This is a genomic window from Bacillus ndiopicus (genome assembly GCF_000612805.1).
Taxonomy (GTDB): Bacteria; Bacillota; Bacilli; order Bacillales_A; family Planococcaceae; genus Metasolibacillus; species Metasolibacillus ndiopicus.
Genome location: NZ_HG964410.1, coordinates 71,432 through 87,291 on the forward strand (window position 1 = coordinate 71,432; position 15,860 = coordinate 87,291).

9 protein-coding genes are annotated in these 15,860 nt (G+C 37.8%); 6 read left to right on the forward strand and 3 right to left on the reverse strand.

The window, feature by feature from the left end:
- Positions 1-67 precede the first annotated feature (67 nt).
- Positions 68-370: a YunC family protein gene (locus TY13_RS17865; protein ID WP_042478994.1), complete on the forward strand. Its 303-nt coding sequence runs from the start codon at positions 68-70 to the stop codon at positions 368-370.
- A gap of 318 nt (positions 371-688) precedes the next feature.
- On the opposite strand, the gene TY13_RS17870 is transcribed toward TY13_RS17865, so the two are convergent.
- Positions 689-2,353: a ribonuclease J gene (locus TY13_RS17870; RefSeq protein WP_074432981.1), complete on the reverse strand. Its 1,665-nt coding sequence runs from the start codon at positions 2,351-2,353 to the stop codon at positions 689-691.
- A 150-nt stretch (positions 2,354-2,503) separates the two neighbouring features.
- Between TY13_RS17870 and TY13_RS17875 the strand changes: the two genes are divergently transcribed.
- Together TY13_RS17875 and TY13_RS17880 are read left to right on the forward strand one after the other, a co-directional pair.
- On the forward strand, positions 2,504-3,376 hold the full coding sequence (locus tag TY13_RS17875; protein WP_042478843.1) for a radical SAM/SPASM domain-containing protein: 873 nt from the start codon (positions 2,504-2,506) through the stop codon (positions 3,374-3,376).
- Positions 3,377-3,418: 42 nt separating this feature from the next.
- Positions 3,419-5,170 (forward strand): protoglobin domain-containing protein, encoded by a 1,752-nt coding sequence (locus TY13_RS17880; protein ID WP_042478845.1) that lies wholly within the window; start codon positions 3,419-3,421, stop codon positions 5,168-5,170.
- Between the two features lie 61 nt (positions 5,171-5,231).
- Here TY13_RS17880 and TY13_RS17885 read toward each other — a convergent pair whose 3' ends face one another.
- On the reverse strand, positions 5,232-5,807 hold the full coding sequence (locus TY13_RS17885; protein ID WP_042478846.1) for a metallophosphoesterase family protein: 576 nt from the start codon (positions 5,805-5,807) through the stop codon (positions 5,232-5,234).
- A gap of 263 nt (positions 5,808-6,070) precedes the next feature.
- Between TY13_RS17885 and TY13_RS20465 the strand changes: the two genes are divergently transcribed.
- From TY13_RS20465 to tnpB, 3 genes are all read left to right on the forward strand, one after another.
- Positions 6,071-10,432: an S-layer homology domain-containing protein gene (locus TY13_RS20465; protein ID WP_052344379.1), complete on the forward strand. Its 4,362-nt coding sequence runs from the start codon at positions 6,071-6,073 to the stop codon at positions 10,430-10,432.
- A 124-nt stretch (positions 10,433-10,556) separates the two neighbouring features.
- Positions 10,557-10,853: a late competence development ComFB family protein gene (locus tag TY13_RS17895; protein ID WP_042478848.1), complete on the forward strand. Its 297-nt coding sequence runs from the start codon at positions 10,557-10,559 to the stop codon at positions 10,851-10,853.
- Between the two features lie 226 nt (positions 10,854-11,079).
- Positions 11,080-12,201 (forward strand): IS200/IS605 family element RNA-guided endonuclease TnpB, encoded by a 1,122-nt coding sequence (gene tnpB / locus TY13_RS17900; RefSeq protein WP_042478849.1) that lies wholly within the window; start codon positions 11,080-11,082, stop codon positions 12,199-12,201.
- Between the two features lie 281 nt (positions 12,202-12,482).
- On the opposite strand, the gene TY13_RS17905 is transcribed toward tnpB, so the two are convergent.
- On the reverse strand, positions 12,483-15,554 hold the full coding sequence (locus tag TY13_RS17905) for a hybrid sensor histidine kinase/response regulator (RefSeq protein ID WP_042478851.1): 3,072 nt from the start codon (positions 15,552-15,554) through the stop codon (positions 12,483-12,485).
- Between the last annotated feature and the right edge of the window lie 306 nt (positions 15,555-15,860).

The window sequence follows — 15,860 nt, forward strand, 5'->3', positions numbered from 1 at the left end:
AGGCGCAGTAATAGGCACATCTTTTCACTTGTTGCCATATGTATACAACAAGAGAGGAGAGGTGCATATCGTCGCAATTGAAGCTTTGCATATTAAAGGGCATTCGTTCACAGCAGTCACGGTGTATTTGCCAAATACAACGTTATTAACCGTATCAAATGATCTCGGCTATATAATGTGTGGCGCTCTTGATATTGCTTTATTAAATGAGCGATTAGCTGAACGCAAAATCATTGCTGGGCGTGCGGTTGGGGTAAAGACGATTGATCAATTGTTAAAGGCGCCACTCGAATCCGTCACGAATGAAGCAGAAAAACAAGGGATTGTAGCAGGGATGACGGGAGAGGAAGCGCTATTAAAAATGATTTGACTTAGGGTTATTAGGGAGTGTTGGAAAAGTAGATATTTGTCTGCTTTCCCAACACTCCCTTCCCCATGTGTATGAAAAGCAAGGAAAAGCTTAGTAGTGAAGCACTCAATTAAGGAGAAAAGCTCAATTAAGGAATAGAACCGCTCAATTAGGGAGACAAAGCGTCCGAATAGGGAGAAAGGATCAATTAAGGAAGAGAAGCGCTCAAATAGCAAAGAAAAACGCTCAAATAGTAAGAAATAACATTTAATTAGCAAAGAAAATCAACAAAAAGCAGATTCCCTCCCAATTAGGAAGGGAATTACCTAAAAACAGTAATTAAATTGCGATAATAATTGGCAAAATCATTGGTTTTTTTCGTGTAATATTGAAAAGATATTGTCCGACGGATTTTTTAATTGCACGCTGCATGCCTCTAATATTTGCATCTTTAAAAGGTTGAACTGAGGCAAGGACAAGGTCGTTTATTTCGACAAGTAAGCCTTCCGCATTTTTAGCGTAAACAAAGCCTCTGGAAATTGTGTCTGGAGGAGCAAGCGGTTGTCCATTTTCTTGTTTGACAGTTAAGACGATAACGAGCATGCCATCTTCCGCTAACTGTTGACGATCGCGCAGGACGATGTTTTCTACTTCGCCAGTCCCTATCCCATCTACATAAGTTTCCCCTGCTTGTACATTGCGCGTTTGCCGTGCGGTAGATTGAATAAAATCGACTACTTCTCCATTTTTTAAAATAAAAATATTTTCATCCTTTACACCAACAGCTTGTGCAAGCTGACGGTGCTTGTATAACATGCGGTATTCTCCGTGTATCGGTATTAAATACTTCGGTTTCATCAATGTCAGCATCAGCTTTAAATCCTCTTGATAGCCATGCCCTGAAACATGCATACCTGTTGCACTACCTGAGCCGTAAATAACATTTGCCCCAAGATAAAATAAATCATCGATAATTTTAGAAACATTTTTTTCATTACCTGGGATAGGTGAAGTTGCAAAAATAACTGTGTCATTCGAATGAACTTGCAAGTCGCGCTGTCGTCCATTTGCCAAACGAGCAAGCGCAGCTAGTGGCTCCCCTTGGCTGCCTGTACACAAAACGACAACTTGCTCAGGTGCAAGATGCTGAACCTCACGTGCATCGACTAATAAGCGATGCGGCATGCGCAAATAGCCTCGTTCAACTGCAACAGATACTACGTTTACCATACTACGACCAAGCAAGACAAGCCTGCGATTTGTTTCAATAGTTGCTTCTACTATTTGCTGAATGCGATTGACATTAGAAGCGAAGGTTGTTACGAAAATTTTATTTGTTGCCCTTGCGAAGGCATCCCTTAAGTTTTCGCCTACAAGCTGCTCAGAAGGTGTCATGCCAGGTCGTTCCGCATTTGTACTTTCAGAAATAAGCGCTAGTACGCCCTGCTCCCCAATAGCCGCCATTTTATGAATATCGGAAGCTTTATCATTAACGGGAGTGAAATCAAATTTAAAATCCCCAGTATGCACGATTTTTCCTTGCGCCGTGTGAAAAACAACACCTAAGCAATCAGGTATACTATGATTTATTTTGAAAAAGCTAACGGATGATGTAGTAAATTGTAGGCTTGAATTTTCATCAATTTCGATTAGCTGTGTATCGCGCAGCAGCTTGTGCTCCTTTAGCTTCAATTCAATTAAACCAAGTGTAAAACGACTTGCATAAATAGGCACATTCAATCTTTGCAAAACATATGGAATTCCACCGATATGATCTTCGTGTCCATGTGTTACAATTAGTGCACGAATGCGAGCATGGTGTTCCTGCAAATAAGTGATGTCTGGCACAATTAAATCCACACCTAACAAGTTATTACTGGCGAATTTAGCACCGCAATCAATAATAAAAATATCTTCCTCACATTCAATTACATACATATTTTTTCCTATTTCATTCATGCCGCCCAAAGCATAAATGGATATTGTATTTTCGGATGTCGTCAAGATACATTCCCTCCTCTTATTAATAAATATGGCTATGAAAGAGGTTAAATATACAGGAAGTTGTGCTTGGAAGTGACAGATTTCACACGCAAAGGAATGAAAGTTTGATAAAATGAAATGGATTAATAATTTTGGAATGGTGATTTTACTGTGAAAACATTTAAAAAGGTATACATTGAAATAACGAGTGTTTGTAACTTAGCTTGTAGCTTTTGTCCTCCAACAGCAAGGGCAAAAGGCTTAATTAAAGTTGAACAATTTAATAAAATTTTAGATGAAATTAGACCGCATACTAAATATATTTATTTACATGTAAAGGGAGAGCCACTGCTTCACCCACGCATTGATCAATTGCTTGATGCCGCACATGAAAAAGGTTTCAAAGTTAATATTACAACGAATGGCACACTCATTAAGAAAAACTTCCATAAGCTATTAGGGAAGCCTGCACTTCGCCAAATTAACTTTTCTCTTCATAGCTTTGATGGTCATGAGGGCTCTGAAAATCGGGAAAAATATTTGGGCGATATTTTGCATTTTGTACGTGAAGTACAGCAGCATAATGTCATTGTTTCTTATCGATTATGGAATATACAGAAAGAGGAAATCTCTGATATTGTGGCAAGGAGAAACCGCGAAACACTAGAAATGCTTGAACGAGAATATAATTTAGATTACTTAATTGAAGAGCGTGTAGAGCCTGGAAAGGGCATAAAAATTGGCCGCAATATTTACTTGAATCAAGATCATGAATTTAGATGGCCAAGTCTTTTAGAGCCTGAGGATACGGGCAAAGGCTTTTGTCATGCACTGCGCAGCCATGCTGCAATTTTAGTAGATGGTACGGTTGTTCCTTGCTGCTTAGATGGTGAAGGGGTTATTAATTTAGGCAATGTTCACGAAACATCGTTTAACGATATTGTAGAAAGTGAACGAGCAAATAATATTATTGATGGCTTCTCGCGTCGTGAAGCTGTCGAAGAACTATGCAGAAAATGTGGCTTCCGTCAAAAATTCGGCTGATATTAAAGGTCTGTAAAATATAAGAAAGAGGATGGGCGATTTATGTTCGGGTTTAAGAAAAGCTTTGACCAATATGATTACTTTCATCAACAGCAAAATTCAGATATAAAGACGAATGAGCGCTTTCAAGAAAAATTAGATTTTTTAGCGATATCACATATTCGACGAGAATCTGTAAGAAAAATCGCTGAAATTTACAGAAAAGAAAATGAATATATTTTAGATAATTTTTATAGTCGTTTATTAGAAATTGAGGAATTTAGTCAAATTATCCATCAGCATTCATCAATAGATCGACTAAAAAAGACATTTGACCGCCATTTCACAAGCTTATTTGAGGACGAGCTAGATATTGACTATGTATTTAAACGTAGGCGCATTGCCTATACACATGCGAGAATCGGCGTATTACCGAACTGGATGATTTCGGCTTATACGCTAGTAAATCAATTAATTATCCCATTAATCGTGAAAAAGTACCGTAAAAATCCTGTAGAAATGTTAGATATCATTTTGGCATATGATAGCTTGGTGACGATTGACCAGCAAATAATAGTCGAAACGTATATTGAGATTCAAGGTGGCTCTGTTGTAAATGGCTTAGGGGACATTATTAAATACAATACACAGCTTGAACAAATTAAAGAATTGATGGATTTCCAAGGTGTACAGCAAAATGATGCCATAACAGCGAGCGATTTAATGAATGAGCTGGATGCAAGCATCGAGGAAGTCTCAACATCAATTGGAGATATTGCGGAAGGGACGAGTGGCTCTTTAAAGGAGCTTAGTGTGGGAATATCTTCACTTGAAGCGATTACGAAAATGCTCCAGCAAACAGATGAAGGACAGCAGCGAGTACAGCAGGATGTTGTGAGCTTAGTGCAAGGTGTTACGCGCGTAACCGAGCTAATGACACTTATAAAGGGTATCGCAGATCAAACGAATTTATTAGCATTAAATGCTTCGATTGAGGCTGCCAGAGCAGGGGAAGCTGGTAAAGGCTTTGCGGTTGTAGCAGACGAAATTAGAAAACTAGCTGATGATACGAAAAGCTCCGTTGAAACAATTCAGGCTGATATTCAAAAGCTATTACAAATTACAAATAATATCGATAAACTGACGAAGCAATCGACATATGATTTGCATGAAAGCGCATCGAACGCATTACATATTTCGCAAACTTTATCAGAGCTAAACAGCGCATTGCAGCAGCAAGGTGCACGCTTTGATGAAATTGCTACGACAACGCATCATCAAGCAACGGTTGCTTCAGATATTTCAGCACGCAACCAAAATATTCGTCATAGTACTGTGCAAAGTAAAGAAATTACTTTTGATACAGGCTCCGCTATATACAAGCTAAGTAAAATGATTGAAGATTACCGGTCTTCTACAATTTCTAAAAACTTTATTTTAAGCCAAGAAGATATCATTGAGCTTAATATTACAGACCATTTATTATGGCGTTGGCGTATATATAATTTAATACTTGGCTTTGAGCAGATGACAGAGAACGATATTGAATTGCCAAAAGAGTCTCGTTTAGGTGTATGGTATTACGGAATTGCAAAAGAATTATTAGGCAATGAACAGGCCTATAAAGAACTTGAGCAGCCACACATACAAGTGCACGAAATTGCAAAAAAGGCAGTACGAGCATACCATCAAGGTGACAAAGACGCTGCTGTAGCATATTTAGAAAGCCTTACTGAAGTATCAGCAATAGTAATTGACAAACTGCAGCAGTTAAAAGCGATATTTGTTAATACTAAAATGAAGTATATAAAATGAAAAATAGGGCTGTTGAAAAATGCGGGTGAATATCTGCTTTCCAACAGCCATTTTTGTATTCTTATTTCGCCTGCATAAATGTTACCGTCATTTCCTCACTATCATATAAACACCAATCGAGTGTTTCCACAACAGCCCCAACATTAATAATATATGGCTTGTCCCCAACGTATATAGGAGAGTTATAGCAAATAGCTGTACGAATACCATCGATATAAATAGCTGCGCGGTGACTATGTCCAAAAAATACTAATGGCGTATGAAATTCAGGGAATGTCGGTTCAAATTGCTCGTTCCACTCAAATTGATGCCCATGAATAAGCATGGCATTTTCTATATATAGTTTCTCCTCATATTGCAAAAAGCGCTGCGAGCCTGTTACAAGTGCAATACGCTCCTCTTGATTGCCAATAACAGAAGGGAATGTAAGCAACTCCTCAAACTTTTTTTTCATAATCGCGGCTTCCTTCAGTGGGATATTGCGCGCAGTTACTGCCCTACGTTTACCTATTGTGCATTCATATAAATCTCCTAAAGCAAATAATGCTGCATCAGGCGCAACCACTTGAATATGCGCAAGCACCCGCTTAGTATGCTTTTTATGTGAATGTAAATCCCCAAAAATAGCGTATTTCATAAATCACCTCGTTATATCATCAACCTCTCCATTTTAGTGTTTTTAATTCGTTAGCAGCAAGTAAAAATTTTCTAATAAAGTGAAACTTCAATCATGATTTGTAGAGTTTTTGTAGAGGTGAATTTATTAAAATGATGGCGAAAGAAATTTGATAAAAATTCGAGTTTCTTAGAGTTTATCCAAACAACAATTGAAATGAAGGAAGGGGTGGATTAATTACATATACACTTTAACAACTAAATAGAAAAAATGGAGGGATAAACATGCAAAACAAGAAGCAACAAAAATGGTGGAAACGCTCACTCAATGCATTTCTTGCTACGGCATTAGTTGCAAGTAGTATATCTTTTGTGGGTCCACAGCAAGCAAAGGCAGCTTCTGCTGAATATGTAGGACCAGGTGGAGTAGATATTAGTGACCCTGAATTTGTATCTTATATAGATATTGAGAAAAGTCCAGAAGTGATAGCTGGTAAATTTGTATTAAAGGATCTTGCTGGTAAATTCAACTGGAATAATACTTTGGGAGCAATCTCTGAGCAACATGTCAATGGAGGAGAGATTAACTTCCATCAAGCAACTGATGCGAAGGAGACTGGTATGCTCTTTTCAACTACTTCAATAACAGACATACCTTTTGGAACCAGTCAGGAAAGAGAAGTATTCTCCGTACAAAAATCAGGTGAAACGGGATTCCCATGGGAGCTTAGTAAAGCTGGAAAGAATGATGTCTTATATAGTGATAGTAAAATTATTACTAACTTTGCTACGAATGAAGTAAAAACGATTGAGTCACCAACTGAGAAAGTGACAGCTCCTAATATACTGCGTGTAGTAAGTACATCTAATATGTGGGCCTTATCTATTAATGGTCATATCCAAGCACATACACCACAAACCCATAACCCCAATTGGGCAAAAGGGGTAGCGCAAAATGGTTTTGAGTATTTTGGATATGGTGACTATGCTCCATTTAAAAATGGTAATATTGCAGAAATGCTTGTGTTTAACAAAACGTTGGATGATGACGAACGTTCAAAGGTAAACAGCTATCTTGCGTTAAAATATGGGATTACCTTGAAAAATGATGCTGGCCAACCGACTGATTATATTGCAAGTGACGGTGTAACAAGGATGTGGACTGCAAGTAAAAATAGCGGTTACGGACACCGTATTACTGGTATTGGTCTTGATGGTGCCGGTGGTATTAATCAAAAGCAATCAAAATCACAAGCAGATAGTGCGATGGTAACGATTGCACTTGGCGACACAGTAGAAGCATTGAATAAAGATAATGCGGAGACAATTGAGAATGATTTATCATTCTTCACATTTAGTGATAACGAACAAGCTGCAACATTTGCTCGTCCATTAACTAAGGAAAATGAGCAGTTACAACATACTGAACGTATTTACAAAGTAGAAAAAACAAATTGGACTGATGCAGATATTACGTTGCAAGTAGACAAAGTAGTAGGAGCATCAGAATGGCCGCTATATTTAGTTATTAGTGCAGATGAGCAATTTGACAAGAACGATTCATTCTATCCACTTACAGATGGAAAAGTAACACTAAATAGTAGTGATTTCGCGAATGGTGCATACTTTACGATTGCAGCACCTGTGCCAAAGCTTGAAAATGCGGCACTTGAGCAAGCACAAGCAGGAGACAACCAAATTACCCTGACGTTTGACCGAGACATCGAATTGACAAATGGAACAGGCTTTACGATTACAGTTGATGGTAATGATATTGCCAATGCAACTTTTACAGTTGACCCAACTGATGCGAAAAAAGTCATCATTACATTACCAGATGGAACAGAAGTAACAGGCAAAGAAGTAAAAGTTTCTTATGATGCCACTCAAGGTAACTTAAAAGGGCAGAATGGTGTGTCTGTAAGTAACTTTGACGTATCAATCGTTAATAAAGAGCTACTTCAAGCTAAAGTAGATGAAGCAGCAGGTTTAATCGCAACAGAGTATACGCCAGAAACATGGGCAAACTACCAAAATCAATTAATAGCAGCCAAAAATGTCTTAGATGATCTAAATGCAACGCAAGAAGAAGTAAATCAAGCGTTAGCTGCATTAACTGATGCACAAGATAAATTGGTGCTTGTAGGTCCAAAACCAGAAACAGCTAAACTGGAACAAACAACAAACGGTAACAAAATAACAGTAGCGTTTGACAAAGACATTACATTGACAGATTTAACAGGTTTTGCGATTGATGTTGATGGTGTAGAAGTAGTACCTACTGGCTTTGAAGTAGTAGATGGCAAGCTAGTACTCACATTCCCGAAAACACCAGATGTAACAGGGAAATCAGTCACAGTGAAATATGATGGAACAGGCACATTGGAAGGTACAAATGGTGCGAAGGTAGCTGAATTTAATAAAGCAGCAGAAAACCCATATAGCGCTGCATTCCAAATTACACAGCCTGACGCAGTGACAACAAATCCACATCCGACATTTGGAGGGAAAGTTGCTGTAACAACAACGCCTTCAACGGTAACAATTGAACTGAAAAATAGTAACAACGATACGATATTAGTAGATGGTATTGCAACAGTTGACCCATTAACAGGGGAGTGGACATTTACACCACCAACAGATTTACCAGATGGTATGTATACAATTGTGGCCACAGCTACGGATGGACAACAAGTTGTCACTAAAACTAAAACATTTACAATCTCTACAACACCAGCAGTAAATAAAATACCGCTACAAAACAAAGTAGATGAAAGTAATAACCTAGTTCCAACTAACTACACACCAGAAAGTTGGACATTATACAATGAAGCGTTACAAAAAGCTAAGGAAGTATTAGCTAATCCAAATGCAACACAAACTGAGGTTAATAATGCATTAGTAGAGTTAACAGCAGCGCAAAATAAACTTGTACCAATAACACCAGTGGGACAAGGCTTAAATAGCTTAACACCTTCAACTGGTACGTTAAGCCCAAGCTTCCAAACAGGTGTCACAGACTACACAATGAATGTAGGCTATCCAACATCTACGATTAACTTCAATGCTATCCCAATGGATGTGGGCGCAAAAGTAACAACAACTGTCAATGGACAACCAGGTACATTAGGACAAATTCCATTACGTGTAGGCGAAAATATCATTTTGATTACAGTGACAGATGCTAATGGTAATGTGAAGCAGTATACAATCAAAGTATATCGACAAGCAAATACATCTTCGCCAGGCAGTGGTGACAATGGCAATACAGATGGCGGTACAACAACGCCAACTCCAGAACAACCACAAGAAAATAAAACAATTATCCGTGTTGATTTAGAAGTTGATGGGGACAACCCACTTGAAAAAACAACAGTGGAAATTGAGCGTACGACGCATGCGGATGGTCAAGTAACAGACTTGGTGAACTTAACACCAGCGCAAGCATTAGAAGCTGTAGAAAAAGCGAAGAAAATTGGCAATACAATTGCACGTATTGTTATTCCAGATGTAAAAGATGAAGTAGACAAGGTAACTGTAGAAGTACCAAAAGAATCACTGAAAATCTTACGCGACAATGGCTTAACTTTAGAAATTGCAACAGATAATGCACATATCGCGATTCCAAACAGCTCAATGGAAGGTGTAGAGGATAACTTCTACTTCCGTCTAGTACCTGTGAAAAAGGAAAGCGAGCGTCAAGCAATTGAAGAACGTGCACGTGCAGAGCGTGTTGTACGTGAAACATTACAAAGCAACAATGTCCATGTGGTAGCACGTCCAATGACGATTGAAACAAACTTACCATCTCGTCCAGTAGTGATTACATTACCATTACGTGGGGTAACACTACCAACTGAAGCAGCAGAGCGCCAAGCATTTTTAGAGAGCTTAGCCGTGTTCATTGAGCATTCAGATGGTGAGAAAAAAGTGGTTCAACCTGAAGTAGTGACAATGCAAGATGGCAAGCCAGGATTGCGTTTCACAGTAGAAAAATTCAGTACATTTACAATTATTCAAGTGACGAAAGAAGTACAGACACACACAGCTTATATTCGTGGCTTTGAGGATGGCACATTCCGTCCAGAGGAAAATATTACACGTGCACAAGCAGCACGTATGATTGCACGTATTTTAGGCTATGAAGAAGGTACAACAGTAGACACAGCACCATTCAAGGATATTCCGAGCACGCATTTTGCGGCAGGTGAAATTGCCTACGTGAAAGAGATGGGCATTATGGATGGCGATGAAAAAGGCAACTTTAATGCCTCAAACAATATTACACGCGCACAAATGGCGAAAGTAGTAGCAAACTTTAAAAAGTTAACAGTGGAAGAAAATATCACATTAACATTTAATGATACAAAAGGTCACTGGGCACAGTGGATTATCGAGGCAAACCGCGATGCAGGTATTATTAGTGGGTATCCAGATGGACGCTTTGCGCCAAATGAAGCCATTACACGTGTACAAGCAGTTCGCATGATAAACCGTATGTTAGAGCGCGGACCATTAAATGAACTACCAACTGCAAGCTTTACAGACGTTTCCAAGACACACCGTGCATTTGGTGATATCGAAGAAGCAGCTCGCACACATTCATACACAGTGGATGCCAATGGCGTAGAGCAGTTTGTGAAATAATAAATAAAAAAGAAGAAGCTGTAGGGAACGTAGGCTAGTGCCTACATTTCTCTACGGCTTTGTATTTTGATAAGGGCTACCATCCATAGCTTGTACTAAATAGATAGCGAGGATAGAAAAATAAATGACACAAGCTATTTTAATAAATGTAACAGAAGAAATTGTCCGAGGGCTTGTTCGTTTTTTGCTGAATGGGGTGGAATATCAAACATTTTGCAATTGCGAACTATGTGAAATGAACATTATCGCGACAGCACTAAATAACTTACCTCCGAAATATGTTACATCTGACATAACACGAGCAGAAGCTTTCAAAATATTAAAAACACCTCATAATATCGAAGCTGTCAACAAAGAAATTATCCATGCGATTTATCATTTCCCGACAGAAGACTCCCACCTCAAGGAACGTAAAGGGTGATAAAGCCCAGTAAGTAAGTGGGAGATGAATGTCGGTAGGCGGGAGCCTAGACCTGCTTTTTAAGAGAACCCTCCAGTTGTTTTCAAGGGTATTCTCTTCTCTAACGGCTTGAATTTGAAGTTGTTCATCTACTAACACAATGCATTTCTTACTATTCATTTGGACTCCTTACTCCTTGTGAGAACGTATGTTTGTGTATATAATCATAAATAGGAGGTGAAAAACGATGCTAGTCAATAAAGCGTATAAGTTTCGTCTCTATCCAAACAAAGAACAAGCCATTCTCATCGCGAAAACAATTGGTTGTTCACGTTTTGTCTTCAATCATTTTCTAGCTCAATGGCAGGAGACCTACAAAGAAACAGGGATAGGATTGACTTATCACACTTGTTCTTCTCAATTAACCCAACTGAAGAAAGAGTTCGTTTGGTTAAAAGAAGTGGACAGCATTGCGCTCCAATCTTCCCTTAAAAACCTTGCAGATTCGTATGTACGCTTTTTCAAGAAACAGAATAACGCCCCACGTTTCAAGTCTAAAAAGAATAAAGTACAGTCTTATACAACCAAGCACACGAACGGCAATATTGCGATTGCAGGAAACCAAATCAAGTTGCCCAAACTTGGATTCGTCAAGTTTGCCAAAAGTCGTGAAGTAGAAGGGCGTATTCTTAATGCTACCATCAGACGGAATTCAAGTGGAAAATACTTTGTGTCCATTCTTGCTGAAACAGAAGTGCAACCAGTAGAAAAGACAGGTTCTTCTGTTGGTGTTGACGTTGGACTAAAAGACTTTGCCATTTTGAGTACGGGAGAAGTCTTCTCCAATCCAAAATGGTTCCGTAAAATGGAAGAAAAACTAGCGAATGCACAACGCATCCTTTCTAGACGGGCGAAAGGTTCTTCCAATTGGCACAAGCAACGTATCAAGGTGGCAAAAATCCACGAACGGATGACCAATGCCAGAACAGACTATTTGCAAAAAATCTCCACCGAAATCATTAAAAACCACGATGTAATCGGTATTGAAGATTTGCAAGTATCTAACATGTTAAAAAACCACAAGTTAGCTAAAGCAATCAGCGAGGTATCATGGTCACAATTCAGAACCATGCTTGAGTACAAAGCCAAATGGTATGGCAAACAAGTAGTGGCTGTCTCCAAAACATTTGCAAGTTCTCAGCTCTGTTCGTGTTGTGGCTATCAAAACAAAGACGTGAAGAATCTCAACCTTCGTAAATGGGACTGCCCTTCTTGTGGCACACATCACGACAGGGATCTAAACGCAGGACAAAATCTTAAAAATGAAGCGATACGACTTCTAACCGTAGGAGCTACGGGGCTAGCCTAATCAATAACTGGCGGTTACGCTGGTGTTCTTAGGAATCTCCCACTTCAAGCGGCTCGTCAAGGAGTTAAGTGGGAGTAGTTCAAAAAGTAGGAAAAAGTATAAATCACAGCAAATGATAAAGTAACAAAAAATCGCGTTTATTTACTTTTTTTAAATCGAATATATAGGCTTTTAATAAAAAGAGAGTAGGAAATACTGCAATAAAAGTACAAAAGGCTGTCGGAAAGTATAGGAATTAACCTATTTTCTCCGAAGCCTTTTTGTGTACTAAGAATGTATTATCAAATACGTTTTTGACTATAAGATTTTGGAACTGTAAATGCAACTGTCGTGCCATGCCCAATTGCACTTTCTACTAATAACTCTGCGCCAAAAATTTGTTTAAGGCGTTGTTCTGTATTGACTAATCCGACACTTGCCTGTTTACGTGGGCGAGTCATATCAAAACCTACCCCGTTATCAATAATTAGCACCATATAAGTCTCTTTAGATTCTGCAATGCGAATAGTAATAGTGCCGCCTTTTCTTTGTGGTAAAATGCCATGTCGGATTGCATTTTCCACTAAAGTTTGGATTGATAGTGGCGGTACGTTTAACATTAGGTTTTCGGGAATATCCCAAATAACTTGAATTCTGTCACCAAAGCGAATTTTTTCGATGTCTAGATAAGATTGAACAAGCTTTAATTCATAATCAATCGGCACAACGACATCAACATTTTGGAAATCGAAGCTCATTTGTAAATAATTAGTGAAAGCGAGCAGCAATTCTTTCATTTTTTCATCATCAATACCATGCAAGGAGATAATGGCATTTAATGTGTTGAATAAAAAGTGTGGCTGAATTTGCGCTTGCAGCCATGCAGCTTCAAAGCGTAAACGCTCTTCACTGGACTGCTTCACTTGAATAAGTGCATCGACACGTGATTTAAGCTCAACGTATTCAATTGGCTTTTTCACATAGTCATTTGCACCATTTAAAAAGGCAAGACGAATATCCTCACTTTGCTGACGTGCTGTTAAGAACAAAATAGGAAGCTCTGAGATTGAGTATTGTTCTCGAATCTGCTTTGCTAGATCGTAGCCTGACATATGTGGCAGCATAATATCTGAAATAATTAAATCAAAATTATTTTCGCGAATTTTCTCAAGTGCTTCTGCACCATTTAAAGCTGTGTCAATTTTATAAGATTCGCTAGATAACACCTTTAATAACACTTGTAAGCTTAATGTGTCTGCATCAACAATTAAAATATGTGCCAAGCTAGTTGAGGCTGTATTTTTATTTATTGTCACAGCCAACTCCTGCTCCATATTGGACAAATCATTTTGTAAAAAAATATATTTTGATAATATGCTACTGCTTTCGGTAGTATCCTCGCTATGTCCCACTGTTAAGCCGTTTGCTATTGGCAATAAAAATGTAAAGGTAGAGCCTTCGCCAATCGCAGAAGCTACGGAAATTGAGCCATCATGCAATTCAATAATTTCCTTACAAATGCTTAATCCAAGCCCTAAACCTATATGACGAGAAGACTTAATGGTATCATCAGCTTGTTCATAGGGCTCAAAAATAACAGCTTGCTTGCTCTTTTCAATTCCAATACCTGTATCTTTAATAGAAATATAAAGCTGATTGCCTATTACTTTCGCATGAATTGTAATAGAGCCTTTATCTGTAAATTTAATTGCATTATGAATTAAATTAATGAAAACTTGAATGAGTCGGTTTTCATCTGCAAGTACAGGTGGTAAATCTGGTGCTAAATCAACAATTAGCTCGATTGGCTTACCTTTAATTGTGAGCTGGAACATATCACTAACACTTGCTGCGATATGCTGAACATTAATCGGTTTAATTTGCAATTCTATTGTTCGTTCCTTTAGATGAATTAAATCTAATAATCCATCTAGCATAAACGACATATGATGACCAATTGTAACTAATAGCCTTAAATCTGGCTGCTCTTTTTTTGCTAAGAGCGATTGTGCGATGCTTAGCATATGCTGAAGTGGCGTATGCAGCTCATGAGATGTATTGGCAAGAAAATCATCTTTTCTATACATTTCCTGTTGAAGCTTAGCGAAGAGTTGTTTTGATTGGACAGATACATGAAAATAGCGCATAAACCAAAAAGCAGATAAAGCAGTAATTGCAATAAGCAAATCAAATGGATAGTGACTATAAGGTGTTGATAAAAAACGATTAGCTATTATAAATACTGAATTATTAATCATTGCTGTAGCTGTTAAAAGCAGCATAATAGCGCCTTTCTGTCGACGTACTGCCACTTTATAAGTAGTAATAGCTAGAATGATTGGCGAAATAGTAAATAGTGCATAGAATATTATTTGTGTAGAGAAAATATAACGAATTGGTGCCGCAGTGATAAATAATAAATAAACAAAGCAAAAGGTTGCCAATATATTAAGTAATTTTGTGTTCACATAGTTTTTTATTAGTTCATTTAAAAATAAAATAAACCAGAGCATAGTCATGATAAAGGAAAAGAAGAATAGCTTCGTTGATACTATCCAATCAAGTTGAACATACCATAAAAGTAGCTTGTTGCTTGACACCATAATTGTAATAAATGTTGAAAATACGAGTAGTGCAAAGTACAATAGCGAATTTCCTCTTATACCGACAATAAAAAGTAAAATGGTATAAAGTAAATAAAAGAGGAAAACGGCACATACAATAATTTGTGTAATAGCAGAAAACCACTTTAAATTTTCGATAGACTGTAAATCACCAAAAATAAGTGATTTCGTTAAACCACCAGGTGTATGTTCATTCCGATGAAAGCCAGAAATGATAATTTCATTGTCCCCAGGTTGTAGCGGAAAGTAGTAAGTAACCGGCCTAGGGTCTAAGACAGGTGTTCTTAAATTAAGTGGCTCACTACCATATTTACCGATGCGCTTATCGTTTACAGAGAGTGTGTAAGGTGACAGGCTAGCAGGTATCGTAAGGCCATAAAGCCTCTCTGAATCAGGTGCATTGATAATTTTTAAATAATATGAACCATGGGCTGTAGTACCCGGTTTACGTTTTATATAAGTATCCCATGATTCGGGTAAATTTGAGTAGATGAGAGAAGTAGAATTTTTATTTTCCCTTGTGGTAAGTATAGTGTTCGGGAAAAACTCCCACTCACCATCAAGAAATGTTTTGAAGCTTTTGCTGTTTTCAATTTGCCCAAAATCCATAACACCACGTTGAATCTCGACTTCATTTGAGAATGAAAGAAAGTTGACCCAACTAAAGCGCATGAAAAAGAGCAATGAAAAAAACAATAAAATAAGTATAATAATTTTAAATTCATAGTAATAATTGCGTGTTTTTATCATAATAAATAAAACTCCACTCTTCTTTAATTGCCAGTTAAATGTTTATTAATTAAGTACGATATATAAATATGTTACACTAAATAGAGAACATAACCAATAGCTGATATTTTGATAACTTAGTAGGAATATAAAGTGTAATTAATATGTCTGTTGATTATACAAATATGGGGTATATTTACGTGCCTTTTTTAGCTGTATCCTTTATTTTGAAGGAACTTTATTAGCTAGTTTTATCTTTTGCTAATTATGACTGGTATATAGGCAACTTGGCGCCCACTTCAACACTTAAGTGGGCGTCTTGTAACT